This is a genomic window from Chitinophaga caseinilytica (genome assembly GCF_038396765.1).
Classification (GTDB): domain Bacteria; phylum Bacteroidota; class Bacteroidia; order Chitinophagales; family Chitinophagaceae; genus Chitinophaga; species Chitinophaga caseinilytica.
In genome coordinates this window covers 2785629-2806451 of sequence record NZ_CP150096.1, presented here as the reverse complement: position 1 = coordinate 2806451, position 20823 = coordinate 2785629, and the positions used below count along the sequence as shown (strand labels likewise).

Sequence of the window (20823 nt, the reverse complement as noted above, 5' to 3'; positions counted from 1 at the left end):
TGTTAATGAATTCATTCGCCCTGGCCGTAGCGCCGGGGATCGCCATCATGCTGATCATATACGCGCTCGACCAGCGCAACCGTGAGCCCCTGGGCCTGCTGGTACGCTGTTTCCTGCTGGGCGTACTCTGCGTGGCGTTGCCGCTTTTCGTGCAGACGGTGGCAGCTATCCGCGGCTGGCGGCCTTCAGGCGACGGTTTGCTCAGCAGCGCGATCTATGCTTTCCTCATCGTGGGGCTCAGTGAAGAAGGTGGAAAATACCTCGTGCTGCGGTTCTTCGCTTACCCGAAAAAAGCGTTCGACGAGCCGTTTGACGGTATCGTGTATTCCGTGATGATCGGGATGGGTTTCGCGACGGCGGAAAATATCAGCTACGTGTACCAATATGGAATGGCCACGGGTTGGGCGCGGATGTTCATTTCCGTGCCGGCGCATGCCTGTTTTGCGATTTTGATGGGGTATTATGCGGGGTTGGCGAAGTTTATCCCCCAGCACAGGGGCACGTTGTTGTTCACAGGGCTTTTCTGGGCGGTGGTGTTCCATGGCGCGTTCGATTTCTTCCTGTTTATTGGCGACAGCATCTTCCAGGTACTGGCGGCGCTGGTGTGCCTTTTTATCGCCGTTCGCCTGTCTATCCGGGCAATCCGGCAGCACAGGGCTACTTCCCGAGAGTGGGAAAGGTTGCGGCAGGAAAATGAGAACGCGGTAAAAATGGAAAAAGAGCGGGACCCGGATTGATGGGCGCTATTACCAAACGCTATTCACTGGTTAATAACCGGACCGAAGCCGGGCATTCACCGGCCGATTTTCAAAAACAATGCTGGACGGATGCATCGAACGGATGGTCTGTCCAGCATTCTTTTTAAGTTGGATTTTCGACAGATAACCCGCAAAATGCGCCTCCAGGGAACATTGCGCTTCCTTTATCCCGAACATCTACCGGATGACCGGGATCGAATTTTAGCGATTAATGGGGGAAATAAGCCGAATTTCAGGCATATATCGGCGGCAAGCAAGGTCAGACAAGTTTGACGAAAATAACGCCGGATCAGGATTGATTTTCGGAAATGCTCTTGCGGGTTAACCAGAAATAGAGGCCGTATCCCAAAAAGGGCACAAAAAATACCAGCATGAGCCATTTCAGGTGATAAGGGCGGTTGTTGTCGGTCCTTTTAAAAGTATGAAGCACCACAAAACGGACCACCAGCCACAGGTGGGCAAGAAACAATATCATGAGCAACACTTCCTCATTCATGGTTATCCGGTGCATTGGTATGTTTTAAATCTAGTAATTTTTCGGAAAAAAGCATAAAAAAAGAGGCCCGACTTGACAATCAGGCCCATCCTCCAAATTAACTAGTAATGCAAAGTGGATATAAAAAGTTTGTGAAAGCAGATGTCGTTGATTTTCAGGAAACGGCCATGGCGAAGCGTTTTCCTTCTCTGTAAATCTACAAAAAATTAATTATATAGTTAGGATTGCTAAACTATTTCTGTAAGCCCGGCAGAAAATTTTCTGGTGGGATGATAGTTTAAGTGGAGCAGTCGGAAAGGGGTAAAATGAAAAGAGCCCGATAAGACAACCAGGCTCGTTTTTCTCCAATTTAGCTTAAGACAAAAATCCCTTATTCCCTAATAAGACTCTTTGAAATGCTTTTCGTAAGATCGCCGAAAGAAAAACTGAAAATAGAGCCCGACACGAACATCAGGCTCGAATTTTTCTCCAATTTAGCTTAAGACAACTCTTACTGCCTTTGCGTTGCCGCATCGACAAATATCTTTGATGTTTAAAATCGGAATCGTGTTGGAAAGAACTTTGGTTGATCACTAAACAACAGCCTCACTTACGGTGTCAATCTCTAAATCAAATCTAATTTAAAAAAATGAAGATTCAAAACCTTCACGTTAGGATAACTAACTATTAACCAAAATAAACCCGGATAAACAACTATGAAAGGCGAGGCGAAACATGTCGTGTATGCTTGTTCGGGAGTATATACGTAGCTGGATAAATTTCAGATGCTGAAATCCGAATATTTATTTCACTAATGTATAAAATTTTATCCGTTAAAGCAATCGGGGAGTCGGTTTTTTATCTTTCTGGAGGCTGAACCGGTAATTCAGCATCAGTTCGTGCGATCCGCCCTGCATGCTCTTCAAATGCGTGTTCGACGCAAAATCATACGAATACCCGAACTGGAAGTTCTTCGACACCTGCACCTGCACCGTTGCACAGGCCGATTTCTCCGTTCTCCAGGTAGCACCCGCCCATAACACGTCTTTCAGGATGAACATCGCATTGATATCCGCCTGCACACCCGTCCCGCTCACCTGGCGCAAAACCACCCCCGGCTTAAATTTCAGGAAGTCGTTGATCTTGGTGATATACGCCCCGTGCAGGTACATATGCCGCTTGAACTCCACCTTATTCACCGAGCCACCCAGGTCAAAATTGTGGAACGAGGGGGCAGAAAAGCCAATGAACCACTTGTCGGAAAATAACACGAAGCCGAATCCGACGTCGGTTTTCCAGTACGACTGGTTATTGGCGAACACCGGATCGTCAGGACTCCCAAGGTGATCGTTGTTCTCCCGGTACTGCTCCATCCCACCCTTCAGGCCCATCGCCAGGTAGAGTTTATCATCCAGCTTCACCTTCTGGGAGATGTTCAAATGGTAACCCGTTTGGGAATACACCGTGATCTCATCCTTCAGCGCCATGAACCCGACGCTGGTGCCCGTGGAGCGGATAGGCGAATAGAAGGAAAACGTCGCAGTTTTCGGCGCGCCTTCCATCCCCACCCACTGGTTGCGCATCACCACCGTGGCGCTGCCGAACTCGTCCATGGATGGATATCCGGGATTGATCACCATCCCGTTATACTGATACTGCGCATACAGCGGCTGTTGCTGGGCGGCAGCTTCCCCGGCCACGAAGAGCGCGGCCAGGGAAAGGAAAATCTTTTGAATGCCTGTTTTCATCTCAAAAACATTTAAAGCTTATTGGGCGGATTTCAGTACGATATAGCCGGTGAAACGCGTCATCTTACCCTCTGCGTCCCACACCTGGAGCACGTAGAAGTAAGACCCGTCGGGCAGCAGGCTGCCGTTGCCACCGCCCCGGTTGGCGATGCCTTTGAACGCGTTGTTCTGATTATGATAATTCGTGGTCTGGAAAATGGTACCTCCCCAACGGTTCACGATCGCGATCTCGTTGCGGACATACTTTTCGATGTTCTCGATCACCAGCGCATCGTTCTTCCCGTCTCCGTTGGGCGACAGGCCCTTGTGCACACGGATCTCCATGTCCGGGATCACATCGTCGTTCACGATGACGCCCACCGCAATGGCGGCCGTCCCCATCGTGGGCACATTCTGCGATGAAGCCACCACGGCCGCTGTCAGTTTCACGGCAAAGAATTCGTCTTCTTCCACGTTCACATCGCCGATCACTGGCACTTCGATCACACCTTCCACTTCCCCTGCCGCGATCACGATCTTGCGCGTGGCGTCCTGGAAGTCTTCGGCGGGTTTCGCGCGCTGGGGGTCCTTACCGGCACCCTGGCCTTCGAACGCGTCTGCGAACGCGTACTGCAGCTCGATCGGGCGCGTGCTCTTCCGGCTCAGCGTTACTTTGAAAGCCAGCATGGCCATCCCGGAATTGCCTTCGTCGATCCGCGCGCTGTCTGATGCGAAACTGATCACCAGTGCGTCATTGTCTTTTACCGCGGTGCTCGACTTATCGGCCGTTCCTACGCCATAAGGCTGGCCGGCGCCGCTGTGGGGCAGAATGGCGAGGTTGATGTAACCGTCGTCATCGTTCGTATCGTTTTCGTCGGATGTGAGCTGGAAGGTAACTTCCGTCTGGTTCGCCGGCATGGTCACGGTGAGCGTGGTGCCCGTCCGCGGAGTGGCCGTGCTCACGGAACGCACGGCGTTGTGCGTGAGCGTGATCTTCACTGGAATGGCCGTGGGGAAAGCTTCCGACGAACGGAGCGTGGCCGTCATATTGCCGCCTTCGGTGATTTCCACCGGTGCAGTCACTTCCATTTTGATCTGGTCATCGTCATGCAGGTTCACCGTGGCGGTGTTTTGTGCGGCGATGGGCCAGGTGTAGCTGCCGATCGGTGCAGAGGCTGCCGAAAGCGTGATTACGACCGTTTCCGTGCCTTCGAGGATGAGGTCGTTGACGGGCAATATCGTGATGATGGCTTCTTTCTGTCCGGCCGGGATGTCTATGGAACCGGTGAGTACCTGGTAATCCGCGCCTGCGGATGCGGTGCCGCCGATGTTGTAGGTCACGTTCACCGGCACAACCGTCGTTAAGTCGGTATTTGCGAAGCGGACGCGCACGCGGCCCGGTGTGGCCGGTTCTGCGGCATCGGCGATCTTTTCGATGAGGATGCTCCGGTCGATGTTCCCATCGTCATCTGCCAGCGTCATGGATATTGCGCCGGCGGTGGCGATGTTCACGGGAACGGTGGCGCCCAGGTAATCGAAGCTACCGGAAACCAGGGTCATCGTTATGGTTTCACTGTTTTCGAGGATTTTATCGTCCAGCACGTTCACCGGAACATTCACGCCCGCATCGCCCGCTTTGATGACGGCGGTGCCGGATAATGCGGTGTAATCTTTCGTGGAAGTGGCGGTGCCGCCGGTCGTGTAGGCCACGGTAATATCCGCGGGCGCCGTGCCGGTGGCCAGCTGGATGCGGAAGCTGCCGTTAGACGAGGGTTCCGCCGCATCGGCGGTTTTCGTCAACATAACGCTCAGTCCGGGCGCGGGCTCACCAGGAATGGTGATTGTTGGCGCCGGCGTAAACGTATACCCGGTGGCGGCGGCGGTGATTTGCAGCACTTCGGCCACTTCGGCGATCATATCCTGTACGGCGGTGAGCTGTACCGTTACTTCGTGCTGGCCCGCACCGATGGCCACGGGGAGCGGCGAGATGGAGAAATCGGCCGCTGTGGCGGTTTGTGCGGCGTTCGCCCCTACCGTGATCGTAATGGGCAGCGCCGTGGTGATACCTGCAGGCAGGGAGAATTTCACTTTCGTGGCATTCCCTTCATGCAGGGTGGCAGAATCGATGGTGATAGTAATGAGGCGGTTGGCAGGGATTAGGCCCGTGCCATCCGCAATTTCGATCATACTTTCTTCGAAGCTGAAGCCCGTGGGCGGATTTCCGCCGATGCGCAATACTTCAACCGGCTCCAGGATGCCATCCGTAGCGGCCGTGATCGCGAAATCGGCGCTGGAAGCAGCCATCGCGGGGATGGTCACGAGTACGGGAATGGCGCCGTGATCGGTGTCTGCCGCGGTAGACGTAGCGTCTACCTTGGCGAGCTGCACCGCGATATCGGTGCTGGAAGTGATGCCCGCAGGCAGACTGAGCCTGAACTGGCCCGCCGTTCCTTCCGCGATCCGTGCGCCGGCAGGCAGCAGCGAAATCTTCGTGTTAGCAGGATCGAGGCTGGTCGCGTCTTCCAGGCTGATGCTGATACCGTCTACCGTAAATCCGGTTGCAGCACCTTCCAGTTGCAGCGATTCGAGCTGTTCGAGAATATTATCCGTTGCCGCGCTGATCGTGAATGTTGCGGAATGCTGTCCGTCGCCGATGGTCACGGAAGCGGGCAATGCCGAGTGATCTGTATTTGCTGCGGTGGAAAGGGCGTTTTTCGAGATGTTCACGACGATGTTGCCGCCTGCGATGTAGGTGCCCGGTAGCGCAACGGTGATCGTTGTGCCGGAAGCGCCTTCGCGGATGGTAGCTGCCGACGCCGTCATCGAGATGTTGCCGGTTACGGGAGCGTCGTGGATATCGATCAGGACAGGCTTGCTGAAAGTGAAGCCTCCCGCTGCCGAGGGCACCAGTTCCAGCTTCTCGACCGTTTCGATGCGGTCGTCCGATTTGATGTCGATGTCCAGCGTCACGGAAGGCGAACCTGCCGGGATGGTCACCGAAGCAGGGAAGCCTCCTTCCACATCGGCCGCAGATGCCGCCGGTGTGGCGGAACCTTGTGCCAGGTTGATGACTACGGGTTGTTCGGAAGTGACGCCAGCCGGCAGGCTGAACGTCCACGTCACGGTATTCCCTTCCACCACCGTAGCCGGACCGGCCACAGTGATGAGCTTATTGGAAACATCGGTGATCGTGATGTCTGCAGATTTGCTGGTCGCATAACCGAATACGTTCGCAGATGCCGTGATCTGCAGCAGTTCAGCGCTTTCGATGATCGCATCCGCCGCAGCTTCCACGTCGAAAGTCTGGCTGTTGGCGCCCGCAGCGATCGTTACGCTGGCAGGTAAAACATAATCGCCGGCCGTCAGTGTAGCTGCGCTTCCTGCGCCCCTGGCGAGCGTTACGGTAATGGGCTGCGTGGTAATAATATTCGCAGGCAGCGCCACCGTCATCACTACTTTATTGCCTTCCGCCACCGTAGTTACGGCCGGCGTGAGCTGCAATGTCTTGTTGGCATTGGTGCCGGTTGCGTCGGTCACGGTGAGGGTGGTGCCGGTTACGGGGATATTCGGGTTGGCCGTGCCGCCGATCACGAGCGTTTCCGCAGGTTCGAGCAGCAGGTCGGTGTTGGTGGAAAGGGTAAATGTTCCTTCGGTGGAGCCCGCCGGGATCGTGATCACGCCCAGCGCGCCATGTTCCGTATCAGACAGGGTCGACGCCCCTCCTTTCGCCAGCGTCACCGTAATGCCTGCGGTAGCCGTTACGCCGCCGGTGAGGGTGGCTTTCACTACCGTGCTGCCACCTTCCGCCAGGCTGGCAGGCGCCACCGAAAGGGTGATGCCCGCGGCAGCGAGGTCCCCATCCGTGATGGTAAACGATGCAGGTTGGGAGAAAGTGAACGTTGCGGCCGAGGGGTTCAGGATCAGCGTTTCGTCCGGTTCGATGAGCCCGTCTGCCTTCGCGGTAAACGTAACGTCAACGAAAGGTTGTCCTGCCGGGATTTTCACCACTGGCAAACCGGTCAGATCGGCTAGCGTTGCTGTAGCGGCCGCATCCACCGCCAGGCCGATATTGATATCGCTGGAAGCGGTTACGCCGGCCGGCAGACTGAAGCGGTACGTAATGCTGCTGCCTTCCGCTACGGTGGCAGGACCGGTTACTGTTATGTGTTTGTTGGAAACGTCGGTGATCGTGATGGCGGATTTGTCTGTCGATGCAAATCCGAACACCGTTCCGCCGGCTACCAGTTCGAGCAGCTCGGGGCTTTCGATGTTGCCGTCTGCGATCGCCTCTACATCAAACGTGGCGCTGTTCGTCATCGGATCGATGGTGACCGTTGCCGGGAAGCTGTATTCACCAGCTGCGAGCGATGCGGAGCTGCCTGCCCCTCTTGTCAGTGCCACTACGATTGCCTGCGTAGATTGAATGCCCGCAGGGAGCGCAACCGTCATCGTTACCTTTCCGCCTTCCATAATGGTGGCGGTGGCGGGCGTGAGTTGCAGTGTTTTGTTGGCATTGGTGCCGGTGGCGTCCGTCACGGAAACCGTTACCGGCGAAACCGGGATGGCCGGGCTCGCCGTGCCGCCGAGCACCAGTGTTTCGGTGGGTTCCAGCAGCAGGTCGGCGTTGGTCGTTAATGTGAACGTTCCTTCCGTATCACCACCGTTGATCTCGATGGTGCCCAGGGCGCCGTGCTCGCTGTTGCCGAGCGTGGAAGCGCCGTCTTTCGTAAGGGTGATCACGATCTTGTCTTTCGCCGTTACGCCGCCCGTGAGCGTGGCTTTGATCACCGTTCCCGCGCCTTCCGCGATGGTGGCGGGCGCAGCGGAAAGCTGGATGCCCGCGGCTGCGAGGTCGCCGTCGGTGATGGTGAAGGTAACGGGTTGGGCGAAGGTGAATCCTGCGGCCGAGGGGTTCAGCGTGAGCGTTTCCGTCGGCTCTATCTGCAGATCGGCCTTCGCGGCGAAGGTGACGTCTACGAACGGTTGGCCGGCCGGTATCTTCACAACGGGCAACGCAGTGAGATCAGCGAGGGTAGCGGTAGATGCCGCATCCGCCGTCAATGTAATATTAATATCGGTAGCTGCCGTCACGCCGGAAGGCAGGCTGAAGCGGTACACGATGCTGCCGCCTTCGGCAACTGTGGCCGGGCCGCTCACCGAAATGGTTTTGTTGGAAACATCGGTGATGGTGATATTGGAAACCGCTGTTGATGCGAACCCAAATACAGTGCCGGCTACGTTGAGCTCGAGGGTTTCGTTCGCTTCGATATTGCCGTCTGTCAATGCCGACACGTCAAACGTTTTGCTGTTGGTGTTCGCGTCGATGGTAACGGTGGCAGGGAAACTATAGTCGGAAGCCGTCAGCGAAGCGGAGCTGCCCGCCCCTTTCGTCAGGGTAACGGTGATGGCTTGTGTCGTGATAATATTGGCCGGTAATGCGATCGTCATCGTCACCTTCCCTCCTTCCGCCACGGTGGCGGTGGCAGGCGTAAGCTGGAGGGTTTTGTTGGCGGTGGTGCCGGTCGCGTCCGTCACCGTAACGGTAATGCCGGTTACGGGGATGGAATTGGTAGCCGTGCCGGCGAGCACCAGCGTTTCGGTGGTTTCGAGGAGCAGATCGGTGTTGGTCGTGAGCGTGAAGGTGCCTTCAGTGGAACCCGCGGGAATGGTGATCGTTCCCAGGGCGCCGTGCTCGGTGTTTCCGAGGGTCGACGCGCCGTCTTTCGACAAGGTCACTACCACATCGTCTGCCGCTTTCACACCGCCGGTCAGGGTGGCTTTGATCACAGTGCTGCCGCCTTCCGCTACGCCCGCCGGCGTGGCCGAAAGGGTGATGCCTGCGGCGGAAAGGTCGCCGTCGGTAATGGAGAAGGTAACGGGCTGGCTGAACGTGAACCCTGAAATGGTAGAGGGGTTCAGCACGAGTGTTTCCGCCGCTTCGATCAGCTGATCGGCTTTCGCCGTGAAAGTAATGTCGGCATAAGGCGCACCGGCGAGGATCTTCAGGGAAGGAATACCCGTCAGGTCGGCCAGGGAAGCCGTGGAACCGGGGTCTGCCGTCAACGAAATATTAATGTCACTGGTGGCCGTAACGCCCGCCGGCAGCTCGAAACGCCAGGTAATGGCGCTTCCTTCGGCCACAGTCGCCGGACCGCTCACGGTGATATGTTTATTCGAAACGTCGGTAATGGTAATATTAGATACGTCGGACGAAGTATAGCCGTATACCGTGGCGGTGGCCGTCAGTTCCAGGAGCTCCGGCGCTTCGATGAGCGCATCGGCTACTGCCGTTACGTCGAACGTTTTGCTGTCGCCGCCCGCATCGATGGTAACGGAGGCGGGGAAACTGTAATCGGAAGCTGTCAGTGAAGCGGAACTGCCCGCACCTTTCGCCAGGTTGATGGTGATGGGGCCTGCCGTGGTGATGCCCGCCGGCAGGGAAACCGTCATCGTCACTTTACCGCTTTCCACGATAGTGGCGGTAGCGGGCGTGAGCGAAATCGTTTTGTTGGCGTTGGTAGCGGTTGCGTCGGTTACGCTGAGGGTGGTGCCGGTTACGGGGATAGACGAAGTTGCCGATCCGCCGATCACGAGTGTTTCCGTGGGTTCCAGCACCGCGTCGGTATTCGTGGTAACGGTTACCGTACCTTCCGTTGCGCCCGCCGCGATGGTGATATTGCCCAGCGCGCCGTGCTCGGCGTCTCCGAGCGTAGACGCCCCGTTCTTAGCCAGCGCAACGGTGATGCTGCCTGCGGAAGTGACGCCGCCCGTCAGCGTTGCCTTGATCACCGAACTGCCGCCTTCCGCCACCGTGGCCGGTGTAGCCGACAGCGTGATGCCCGCCGCGGCGAGGTCGCTATCGGAAATGGAGAAGGTCACCGGTTGGGAGAACGTAAATCCTGTTGCGGCTGCATCAAAGATCATCGTTTCTCCGGGTTCTATCAGCTGGTCAGCCGGTGCGGTGAAAATGATTTCTCCGAAAGGCTGTCCTGCCGCGATCTTCAATACGGGTAATGCGCCAAGGTCGGCCATGGTAGCCGTGGAAGCGGAATTCCGTGTCAGGGTAATATTGATATCGCTGGTAGCGGTTACCCCAGAAGGCAGCGCGAAGCGCCAGGTAATATTATTGCCTTCCGCAACGGTAGCCGGCCCCGTCACCGTGATATGTTTATTGGATACGTCGGTGATGGTGATTTGCGAGGTGGCCGTGCTGTTGTTGCCGAACACGGATGCGTTCGCTTTCAGTTCGAGCAGTTCCGCTGCTTCGATCTGTCCGTCGGTATTGGCATGCAGGATAAATTTCGCGTTGTTTTTCCCTGCTTCGATGAGCACGGTAGCCGGGAAACTGTAATCGGTGGATGTGAGCGAAGCCGCGCTGCCCGCGCCTTTCGTCAATGTTACGGTGATATCCTGCGTGGTGATGATATTCGCCGGCAGGCCAACGGTAATTTCCAGATCGCTGCCTTCCAGGAGCGTAGCGGTGAGCGGGGAAATCTGGAGGGTTTTGTTGGCGAGGGTGCCGGTAGCGTCGGTCACGTTGAGGGTGGCGCCGGTAACGGGGATAGCGGAAGTCGCCGCTCCCGTGATCACCAGCGTTTCCGTCGGTTCGAGCAGCAGGTCGGTAGTGGTGGTCAGCGTGAGCGTACCTTCCGTATCTCCCGCGGCGATGACGATGTTGCCGAGTGTGCCGTGCTCATCGTCGCTGAGGGTCGATGTGGCGCTTTTCGCCAGCGTCACCGTAATATTTCCGGCAGATTTCACACCACCGGTCAAAGTGGCTTTGATCACCGTGCTGCCGCCTTCTGCCACGGGGCTCGGGGCAAACGATAATGCGATGCCCGCTGCGGCGAGGTCGTTATCCGTAATGGTAAAGGAAACGGGTTGCGTGAAAGTGAATCCCCCGCTGGCGGAGGGTGTGAATTTCAGCGATTCGGTGCTTTCGATCAACTGGTCGGCCTTCGCGTTGAAGATGATTTCGCCGAAAGGCTGCCCTGCTGTTATTTTCAGCGTAGGCATGGCCGTAAGATCGGCCAGGGTGGCGGTGGATGTGGGATCGAGCGCCAACGCGATATTAATGTCGCTGGTGGAAGTAACGCCCGATGGCAATGCGAAGCGCCAGGTGATATTGCCACCTTCCGCTACAGTTGCCGGGCCGGTTACCGTGATTTGTTTGTTGGAAACGTCGTTGATGGTGATATCCGATACATCCGAAGTGGCGAATCCGAAGACAGTCCCCGAAACGCTTACCTGCAGCAGTTCTGCGGGTTCGATAATGCCGTCGGTATTGGCATCCAGGTCAAACTGCACACCATTGCCCATCGCCGGGATCACTACCGTGGCCGGCATGGTGTAATCGGAAGCGGTGATGGTGGCTGCACTGCCCGCACCTTTCGTGATGGTTACGGTAATGGGCTGCGTGGTTTTAATACCAGTGGGCAGGCTCACGGTCATTTTCTGCTGGCCGCCTTCGTTCACGGAAGCGGTGACAGGCGTGAGAGACAGCGTTTTGTTGGCGTTGGTGCCGGTTACGTCTTTAATAGTAATGTCTTCACCCACAACGGTGTAGGTGGACGTTCCGCGCACGGCGATGAGTTCATCGGGCTCCAGCAGCAGGTCGGATTTGGTTTGCAGCGTGAAGGTGCCGGAACTGGCGCCGGCGTTGATGTGTATCGTGCCGAGGGGATCGTAGTCGTCGGTTACCGTTGCGGTCGACGAGCTATGCGCGCTCAGTACCACATCAATTGCGGAAGTGGCGGTGAAGCCGTCGAGCGTAGCGGTGATCAGGGTGGCGGCGCCTTCGTTCAGGGTGGTGGCGCCGGCCGTCAGCCGGATCTGGAAGCCCGCGGGGTCGGTGTCTTTCACGTTCATGCCGATTTGCTGCGTGAAGGTGAAGCCGTCGGTAGAGGAAAGTGTCATCTCCAGTCTTTCCATCCCTTCCACGATATTATCCGCTTTCGCAACGAAAGGCACATCGATATAAGGTTGTCCTTTTGGAATGGTGGCAGAAACCGGGTATCCGCCGGTGAAATCCGCGCCGGTGGTCGTGTTGCCAACCGTTGCCACGGCGATGTTCACCACGATGGGTGTTTCTGCCGTAACACCCGCCGGCAGTGCGATGCGCCAGTTCCCGGTGAACCCTTCCGTTACTTCGGTGGGGCCGGTCACCACCAGTTGCTTCATTCCAACGGTGCGCACATCTTTAATAGTTACGTTGCCTTTGCCGGTTTGAGCGGTGCCCCAAACGGTGGCGGTGCCTTCGATCTCGAGCAGTTCATCCGCTTCGAGCACATTGTCGGTATTGGCATGCAGCGTGAAGCTGATCTCGTTGCCCATGGCGGGGATGATCACGCTGGCCGGCATGTTGTATTCTGAAGTCTGCAGATCGGTGCTGCTGGCCGCGCCCCTTCCGAGGTTCACGGTGATGGCCGTCGAAGTTTTGATGCCGGAAGGCAGGCGCACCCAAACAGTGAGGTCGCCGTTTTCGTTCAGCGTAGCCGCCTGCGGCTGGATGCTGATCTTCTTATTATTAACGTTGCCGTTTTGCAGATCGGTGATCTGGAACGTCAGTCCTTCGAAAGTATAGCCGGTGGATTCGCCGCTCAGTTCCAGGGATTCCTGGACTTCGAGGAGCTGATCGTCCGTAGCGTAAATCGTGAAAGTGCCGGATTGGCTACCCGCCGGGATCTTGATGGATGCCGGCGTGGTGGTGAAGTCGGCAGCTTCGGCCGTGGAGCCGCTACCGATTTTGAGCGTGATGGGAATATCCGCGGCCGCGGTGCCGTATTCCAGCGATGCGGTGACGGTGACGCCGCCGGGCCCTTCGGTGAGGGTGAGCGGCGTGGCGGTAAATTTGATTTTGGTGGACGGAGGATCGAGGATGGCGATCTTCGCGGTGTCAGACACTGCCGGCGTGAGGGCGATGGTAGCACTTCCCACGATCTTGAGCGTATCCGCCGGTTCGATGAGCGCGTCGGCTACCGCCGTCATGGTGATGGAGGCACCGTTATCGCCCTGGGGGATGATGATCTTCGTATCCGGCAGCGTGTAGTCAGACGGGATGGCCGTGGAGTTGTCGAACGTGAGGTCTACCTGCACCGCGCCTTTATGTTTCAGCGTCGGTTTGGCGAGCCTGGCGGTGATGGTGCCGGTGTTGCCTTCTTTCACATTCGCCGGTGCTTCCACGATGAGGCGGAGGTTGTCGGGGTCTGCCGCAGTTTCGTCCACAATCCTCACCATTACATCGTTCAGGAAAGTGAAGCCCAATTTGGAACCGGTCAGGTACAGCTTTTCCATGCCCTCGAGCCAAACAGGATCGTTGGGGATCGTGAAAGTGTACTCACCATAAGATTCGTTTTCCAGGATCTCCACTTCAAAATTCCCCGTATACGCGATATCGTTTATATCCGCGTCGGTAGCGGGGTCAACGACTTTGATCTGGATCGGGAACCTCAGGCCGCCGGGAGGCGCAACCGCAAATCCGGTCATCTCGAACAGGATCGTTACCTGGCTGCCGTTTTCCCTTGACAGGGTGGGCGTCATTAATAATACGTTGAGCTCCCTGCCCATCGGACTATCTTCTATTATTAACGTGCCCGGCATCACGGTGAAAGCGCCGTCGTGGTCGGAAGCCGATCCTTCGAAATTCCAGTATTCGTAGAAATCTTCCATCACAAAGTCTTCTTCGAGGTACATGCTATGCTCTTCCGAATTCCCGTATGCGGGGATGGTGATGGAAGCGGGCATGGTACTTACGTCAGACGCATCGGCCGTGTTGGTGGGGTCTCCCGCCAGCAGGTCGATGTTGACGGTGATGGGTTTTTCGGTGGTTACGCCCACAGGCAGACTGGCTTTCACGGCAACCGTTTCGCCCTCTTTGCCCTGCGGCACGGCGAGGGTGATGATGCGGTTGTCTGGGTTCAGGCCGGTCGTATCTATGATGGTGAGGGTCACTTTGTGGGTGCTCGTTTTTGTGGGGAACACCGCAGTGGCCTCGATATCGATTTTTTCTTTTTCTTCCAGGATGCGGTCTGCCGTGGCCGTCATATCGAAGAAGGCTTCCCACTGGCCGGCCGGGATGGTCACGGAGCTGGGGATGCCGGAGTAATCCGTTGTTTCGGCGGCGGGCTCCCCTACCGCGGGTTTCGTCAGCGCTACCGTGAGGTCGCTGGCGAGAGGGGTAATGCCGGTCACTTTTACTTTCACTCTTACCTTTTCTCCTTCACGAACGGCTGTGGACACAGGTTCCAGGAAAACGCGGTTCTCGTCGTCATCGATTATCGTGTATTCGACAACGTTATTAGGCCCGATCGTCAGGTGCGGCGAGCAGGTGAGCGGCCGCAGTTCCACACGGAACTTGCGGTCGTTGTCGACGATCGTGTTCCCTTTGATTTTAATGGGATCGATGGCCACAATGGAATCCCAGTACCGGCCCGGTTCGATGATGATTTTTTGACGGATAACTTCATAATCGGTCCCGGGAACGGCATGGCCTGCCCCGGCTCCGAGGGGGTGGCTACCACTTCGAGGATCTGCGGCAGGTTGAACTGCCCGCGGCCGATCATCAGTTCGAGCCCGGTGATGGCATGGTCGCTGTTCCCCTCCATCCCTTCCGGCGCGGCGGAAGCGAAGTTGACGGTGGCATTGAAGATCCGCATGGGATCGTCTTCCACGCCCGGTGCGGGCACCGGCGGATCTACGGGTGTTACGCCGTTGATTTCCGCCCGGTCGAAACCGACAACGAATTGCTTGGAAGCGTGCCGGTAGGTGGTTAAATCCAGGTGGGGAACGATCTCCACCGCCTTGTGAACGGTGATCCCCATGTCGAGCGGCACATTATCGGTCATGATGTTGGACAGCAGGAAATTGCCGTTCCTGTCGTCGCGGCTGATGAACGGGCGCGATGCGAACGAAGAAAACGGCGCTTCCGTTTTGAAAACGTGCGTGCCCGTCACCGGGTTTGGACAGTCGCCGGCGGTGCGCGTCACCCCAACCGTGCTGTAAAAATCGACCACGGCGCCGCCGGAGCTCGTCATGGAATAATAATGGTCCAGGGTGCTGGGGGTGATCCCGTCTTTGAACCCTTTCGCACAGGTGCTCCCATCGATGAAGGAGGCTTCCGACAGGTAAAAGTGCAGCCAATAGGTGCCTCCGTTGGTGCCATCGTGGGCGGTTTCGCTGGAGGTTACCATGAAATCGATGGTGTAATACCTGTTCCCGGCTACGTATTTATAAGTGGTGCTGATGAAATAGTCGTATCCCCGCTTGTTATGGATGCTCGATTGCGCCACTACCCTCCAGGGGTTGGCGGCGGTGCCGTCTCCGGAAACTTCGGAGATTTCGCAATGTTTCAGGTATTGGGGATTTATGTCGGCCGGTACCTTGGGCCCCATCTCCTGTTCGAGGGAGAAGTAGGTCCGTAATCCGCCCCTGGCGTACCGGTCCAGCATCGGGTCGAGGGAAAACTGGTCGGCGCCGTTATGCCTTACCTGCACGCTGGTGTCGGTAATGGTGATCCTCAGGTCGTTACCGCCTGCGTTGCCGCCCGTGGGATTGATGGTGACAGGGGTAACCTGCGCCATGGCCCTGCCGGAAAGAAAGAGGAGGGTAAGCACGATCGCGACGCACCGGGATGCATTGGCGAAACGGATGACCGCTTTCATAGGATAGGATAGGACTAACATAAAAAACTTTAAAATTTCTTTACATACATACTTTTCCGCCTGAAACTGGCGTTTTTTGACTCCGGAAGCTAAGGACTGCACCACCGGCGGGAACTGTCGGCACGATAACCAATGCCACGACGGGCGCCCCTGGGAAGGCGCCACGCTCCTACTTCAATGACTCCGGATACTGAACTGATAACTGGACGGAATCCACCTATCGAAGCAAATGTATAATAATTATAATATTAAAACAAGTAATAATTATACTTATTTATCTATATATAATTACGAAAAGCAGGTAAATAACCATTCAAACTGATGCAGATATGAGGGGATTTTAGTTTATGGGAATAGGTAAAATAAAGGTAGATTTGCAAAAAATTATTGGAATGTCAACGATAACGAAATCCAAGATTGATTTGAGCCTCAAGTACAAAGTCGCAGATATGTCACTGGCTGATTGGGGTCGCAAGGAAATCCAGTTAGCGGAAGCTGAAATGCCCGGCCTCATGGCCCTGCGGGAAGAATACGGTAAAACCCAGCCTCTCAAAGGCGCCCGCATCGCCGGCTGCCTGCATATGACCATTCAAACGGCCGTGCTGATCGAGACCCTCGTAGCCCTCGGCGCTGAAGTGCAATGGTCTTCCTGCAACATCTTCTCCACGCAAGACCATGCCGCCGCCGCCATCGCTGCCGCCGGTATCCCGGTTTACGCCTGGAAAGGGATGAACGAAGAAGAATTCAACTGGTGCATCGAGCAGACGCTGTTCTTCGGCTCTACCGACCGCCCCCTGAACATGATCCTCGACGACGGTGGCGACCTCACCAACATGGTGTTCGACGTATATCCCGAGCTGATCCAGCACATCAAGGGCCTCAGCGAAGAAACCACCACCGGTGTTCACCGCCTGTACGAGCGCATGAAAGCAGGCACCCTGCCCATGCCCGCCATCAATATCAACGACTCCGTTACCAAATCCAAATTCGATAACAAATATGGCTGCCGCGAATCCTGCGTAGATGCGATCCGTCGCGCTACAGACGTGATGATCGCCGGTAAAGTGGCTGTTGTGGCTGGTTTTGGCGATGTAGGCAAAGGCTCCGCAGAATCCCTCTCCGGTGCAGGCGCCCGCGTGATCGTTACCGAAATCGACCCCATCTGCGCCCTCCAGGCCGCTATGGAAGGTTATGAAGTGAAAAAAATGGCTGACGCCGTGAAAGAAGCCGATATCATCGTAACCACCACCGGTTGCCGCGATATCATCACCGGCGAGCACTTCAAAGCCATGAAAGACAAAACCATCGTCTGCAATATCGGCCACTTCGACATCGAGATCGACGTTGCCTGGCTGAACAAGAACTACGGCAATACCAAAGTGGTGATCAAACCGCAGGTAGACAAATACACCATCGACGGGAAAGATATCATCCTCCTCGCCGAAGGCCGCCTCGTGAACCTGGGCTGCGCCACCGGTCACCCGTCTTTCGTTATGTCGAACTCCTTCACCAACCAAACCCTCGCCCAGCTGGAGCTGTGGACGAACACCGAGAAATACGAAAACAAGGTGTACGTTCTTCCCAAGCACCTCGACGAGAAGGTTGCCCGCCTCCACCTGAAAAAAATCGGTGTGGAACTGGACGAGCTCACCACCGTTCAATCCGAATACCTCGGCATTCCCGTCGCAGGTCCCTTCAAACCGGAATACTATCGCTACTAACAGCGGTTTTACCGATATCACGAAGCAGCCTCCGCAAGGGGGCTGCTTTTTTTATTCCACCAACACCCCTCATCACCCCGCCAGTTACGCTCGTCATTTTTATCCCGCACTTCGCCGCGTTCCTCCCCTATAAATCGTAATTTTGCGGCATGACTAAGCTGAGTGTTAACATCAACAAGTTTGCGACGCTGCGCAATGCCCGCGGCGGCAATCTTCCGGATATTTTGAAAGTAGCGCAGGATTGCGAAGCATTCGGCGCAGACGGGATCACTGTTCACCCGCGGCCAGACGAGCGCCACATCCGTTACCAGGACGTCCGCGACCTGAAACCGCTCGTCACCACCGAATTCAACATCGAAGGCTACCCCGCCCCCGATTTCATGGACCTCGTGCTGGACGTAAAACCCCATCAATGCACCCTCGTCCCCGATCCGCCGGGCGTCCTCACTTCCAATAACGGGTGGGACACCGTCACTTACCAGTCGTTCCTCAAAGACGTCATCGGCACCCTCAAAGCCGCCGGCATCCGGGTTTCCATCTTTCTCAACGCAGACGTCAGCAAAGTGGAAGGCGCCAAATCCGCCGGTGCAGACCGCATCGAGCTGTACACCGGCCCTTACGCGGAAGAATACGCCAATGCCCGCACGCAACCGCAGAATTTCAGGCTCTTCAACGATTATAAAGACACGGCCCGCGCCGCCACCGAAATCGGGCTAGACATCAACGCCGGTCACGATCTCAACCTCGATAACCTCCGCTTCTTCAAACTGCACATCCCGCAACTGAAAGAAGTGTCCATCGGCCACGCCCTCGTTTGCGACGCGCTGTACTTCGGACTGGAAAACACCATCCAGCTGTACAAACGGCAATTGCAGGACTAACCCCCTCCCATCAACGAAAACAGGCAGCGCCCACGCACTGCCTGCAACAATATCCAGAAAGCTGACGGCCGCCCGTCAGCTTTTTACGTCTTTCCAACCCGATTTCCGGTAAGAACCGTACAGCAGGTAAAATATGGCGGCAGATATCGCCGCAAAAAGCGCCACGCTGCCGAAATACAGCACCGGCGTCTCCTTCCCCACAAACCCCAGCAGGAAATGCGCCAGGCCGATGATCCCGGGAATGGTCATCACCAATAAATTACGCATCAGTTTCCCGGAACTTCCCGCCAGATCGGGCGCCGCGGAAAACGGCAGCTCCCGCAGCACGATGAGCGCATACAGCAAGCTGATCACCAATACGTTGATGAAACCCAGGATGAGGTCTGGCAGGATCTTCAGGCCCCAGATCGCCGCGGCGAACACGGAAACGCCCGCATATACCGGCAGCAAAAACTTCACCAGCGCGGCTTTCCAGGCGCCCACGAGAATGGGCCCCGGCGCCTCCAGCGGCGAAGTAAAATACACCCAGGCAGCCTTGTATTTTTCGGAATATACCAATTGGGAAATAGCGGTAATGAAAATGAAACTACTCATGTAGATGAGGAACAGATAAATCGGCGTATCCCGTATCTGCCCCCATTTCTGCTGGAACGATCCGCGGTCGGAGAAGAAAACAATCCCCACGGTGATGACGAACACATACGCGATCGAAGGATATACTTTCAGCTTGAATTCGCGCGTGCGCGCCGTCAGCAGCCATACCAGCTCGAACGACAATTGTTCCTGCCCGTCTTTGGCGAAGAGGCGCGACATTTTCCTGTAAAACGGCTCCTTCCCGTCTACGGCTTTAACCGTTTTCACGACCGGCGGCGCGGGGTCGCTGGCGCCCATTCCCGCGATCTTCCGGTTGAAGCTCGGCGCCAGGAACCGCACTACCACCCAAAGGCACACCATAGGCGTCAGGAAGGCCAAAGTGATACTGAGCGCGGTGTTCGCCCGCCATCCGTCTACCAGCCAGCTGAACGATCCCGCAAACCACCAGGTAGGCGCAAAGGGCAGCCAGGGAAAATCTTCGCTCCTGAACACGCCCTCCACCTGGATGTTCCGCAACACCCGCGGCCCCAGGAAGTACACGCCGAACATCACGATGGAAAACACGATCTGCATGGAGTTGATCACTTCCTTGAACCTTTCGGCCGAGGTGATCCGCAGCACCAGCAAATAGGCCAGATTGATGAGGAATATCGCCAGGAAAGTCAGCATGAGCGCCAGCAGCGCAAACCACAGCCCCGGCAGCACGCCGAAGAAATAACAGATATACAGGAAGGGCGATAAGCCCATCGGCACCGCGAGCTTCGAAATATGCAGCGCAATGTGCAACAGCCGGCTTACTACCAGCGTGCGATCGCTCACGGGCCGCGGCAGCAGGATGTAATTGTCACGCGGGTCGATCAGCACGTACGAAAAATCAGTGATGAGCGTGATGCACATCGTGAGCAGGTACGCGGAAAACCAGAGGAACGTTTGCAGCCGGATATCCGTTCCCACCGTAAAAACCGACAGATAGATCATCCCGATGAAAAACGACAGCACCATCGTGAGAATGGCGCTGTTGCGCACCGGCTTCGTTGAGCCCTGCCGCGAGCCGCGGTTGTAAACGTTGGGCCGGCGGTCGTCTATGCGCAGCTTGGTGTCGAGGATAGTGCGGAGTTGCATCACGTCAACTCCCAGCATGCGCCACAGCGGGTTGAAAAGCGATACCATCGCCAGCATTATTTTATTCATGGGCGCGGTAATTTATTGGCCGAGGGCGTTGATGAACTGATCCGCCTGTTCGCTGAGGCGCTGCTTGCCGGTGAGCCGGGCAAACACCTGCTCAAGGGTTTCGGTGCCGGATTGCTGCAATTCCCGGAAAGTGCCGTCGGCCACGATGCGGCCTTCGTCTATCAGCACGATGCGGTCTGCCACTTTCTCCACCACGTCCATCATATGCGAGCAATAGAAAATGGTTTTATTCTCTTTTTTGAGCAGGGTGATGATTTCCTTCACGATGATCACGGCGTTGGCGTCCAGCCCGGAAAGCGGCTCGTCGAGGATGACGATCTGCGGATTGTGGAGCAGGCCGGAAATGATGAGGACTTTCTGGCGCATGCCTTTGGAGAACGTATCCATGCGCTGGTCTTTGTTCTCCAGCAGCCCGAACGCCTGGAGCATGCGCTGGGCGCGCTCTGCGATGGTATCTTCATCAAGCCCGTACAGTTTGCCGGTGAACGACAGGTATTCCATGGGCGTGAGTACTTCATAGATCTCCGCGTTTTCGGGCACGTATCCGGTGAGGGCTTTGACGGCGAGGGTGTTCTCGCGCAGGTCGTGCCCCATCACGCTCACATCGCCTTCATAATCGCCCAACAGCCCGATGAGGATTTTCACGGTGGTGGATTTACCGGCACCGTTGGGGCCGATGTAGCCGATCACTTCACCCGGACGAACTTCCAGGTTGATGTCCATCAATACCTGTTTCTTTCCGAAATGCTTGTTTAAATGCCGTATGGCGATAACTGGTTGCATATGCATGTTGATGAAAGATAATGCGGCGGGATAA

Annotated in this window: 9 protein-coding genes; 3 read left to right on the top strand and 6 right to left on the bottom strand. The window is 56.3% G+C overall.

All coding sequences use genetic code 11. The features are described 5' to 3' along the window. The first annotated feature begins 5 nt into the window (after positions 1-5). Positions 6-737: a PrsW family intramembrane metalloprotease gene (locus WJU22_RS11730; protein WP_341843424.1), complete on the top strand. Its 732-nt coding sequence runs from the start codon at positions 6-8 to the stop codon at positions 735-737. A gap of 310 nt (positions 738-1047) precedes the next feature. On the opposite strand, the gene WJU22_RS11725 is transcribed toward WJU22_RS11730, so the two are convergent. From WJU22_RS11725 to WJU22_RS11710, 4 genes are all read right to left on the bottom strand, one after another. Then, positions 1048-1269, bottom strand: a complete 222-nt coding sequence (locus tag WJU22_RS11725; protein ID WP_341843423.1) for a PLDc N-terminal domain-containing protein — start codon at positions 1267-1269, stop codon at positions 1048-1050. A 797-nt stretch (positions 1270-2066) separates the two neighbouring features. Then, positions 2067-2981 (bottom strand): type IX secretion system membrane protein PorP/SprF, encoded by a 915-nt coding sequence (locus tag WJU22_RS11720; protein WP_341843422.1) that lies wholly within the window; start codon positions 2979-2981, stop codon positions 2067-2069. A gap of 18 nt (positions 2982-2999) precedes the next feature. Next, on the bottom strand, positions 3000-14369 hold the full coding sequence (locus WJU22_RS11715) for a Calx-beta domain-containing protein (RefSeq protein ID WP_341843421.1): 11370 nt from the start codon (positions 14367-14369) through the stop codon (positions 3000-3002). Then, positions 14270-15619 (bottom strand): hypothetical protein, encoded by a 1350-nt coding sequence (locus WJU22_RS11710; RefSeq protein ID WP_341843420.1) that lies wholly within the window; start codon positions 15617-15619, stop codon positions 14270-14272. Before WJU22_RS11710 ends, WJU22_RS11715 begins: the two co-directional genes overlap by 100 nt. 392 nt (positions 15620-16011) lie before the next feature. Between WJU22_RS11710 and ahcY the strand changes: the two genes are divergently transcribed. Both ahcY and WJU22_RS11700 read left to right on the top strand, forming a co-directional pair. Next, complete coding sequence (gene ahcY, locus WJU22_RS11705) at positions 16012-17340, top strand: adenosylhomocysteinase (RefSeq protein WP_341843419.1); 1329 nt, start codon at positions 16012-16014, stop codon at positions 17338-17340. Between the two features lie 149 nt (positions 17341-17489). Further along, positions 17490-18221: a pyridoxine 5'-phosphate synthase gene (locus WJU22_RS11700; RefSeq protein WP_341843418.1), complete on the top strand. Its 732-nt coding sequence runs from the start codon at positions 17490-17492 to the stop codon at positions 18219-18221. Positions 18222-18296: 75 nt separating this feature from the next. Here WJU22_RS11700 and WJU22_RS11695 read toward each other — a convergent pair whose 3' ends face one another. Together WJU22_RS11695 and WJU22_RS11690 are read right to left on the bottom strand one after the other, a co-directional pair. Further along, entirely contained in the window at positions 18297-20006 is a 1710-nt protein-coding gene (locus tag WJU22_RS11695; RefSeq protein WP_341843417.1) for a hypothetical protein, read from the bottom strand. Positions 20007-20018: 12 nt separating this feature from the next. Next, positions 20019-20789 carry an ABC transporter ATP-binding protein gene (locus WJU22_RS11690; protein WP_341843416.1) on the bottom strand — a complete coding sequence of 257 codons (771 nt, stop codon included), beginning with the start codon at positions 20787-20789 and terminating at the stop codon, positions 20019-20021. Positions 20790-20823: the final 34 nt, after the last annotated feature.

What these genes read in the sequence shown, in the direction of transcription:
- WJU22_RS11730 (WP_341843424.1), top strand. Translation starts at nt 6, where the DNA reads ATGAATTCATTCGCCCTGGCCGTAGCGCCGGGGATCGCCATCATGCTG.
- WJU22_RS11725 (WP_341843423.1), bottom strand. Translation starts at nt 1,269, where the DNA reads ATGCACCGGATAACCATGAATGAGGAAGTGTTGCTCATGATATTGTTT.
- WJU22_RS11720 (WP_341843422.1), bottom strand. Translation starts at nt 2,981, where the DNA reads ATGAAAACAGGCATTCAAAAGATTTTCCTTTCCCTGGCCGCGCTCTTC.
- WJU22_RS11710 (WP_341843420.1), bottom strand. Translation starts at nt 15,619, where the DNA reads ATGAAAGCGGTCATCCGTTTCGCCAATGCATCCCGGTGCGTCGCGATC.
- ahcY (WP_341843419.1), top strand. Translation starts at nt 16,012, where the DNA reads ATGTCAACGATAACGAAATCCAAGATTGATTTGAGCCTCAAGTACAAA.
- WJU22_RS11700 (WP_341843418.1), top strand. Translation starts at nt 17,490, where the DNA reads ATGACTAAGCTGAGTGTTAACATCAACAAGTTTGCGACGCTGCGCAAT.
- WJU22_RS11695 (WP_341843417.1), bottom strand. Translation starts at nt 20,006, where the DNA reads ATGAATAAAATAATGCTGGCGATGGTATCGCTTTTCAACCCGCTGTGG.
- WJU22_RS11690 (WP_341843416.1), bottom strand. Translation starts at nt 20,789, where the DNA reads ATGCAACCAGTTATCGCCATACGGCATTTAAACAAGCATTTCGGAAAG.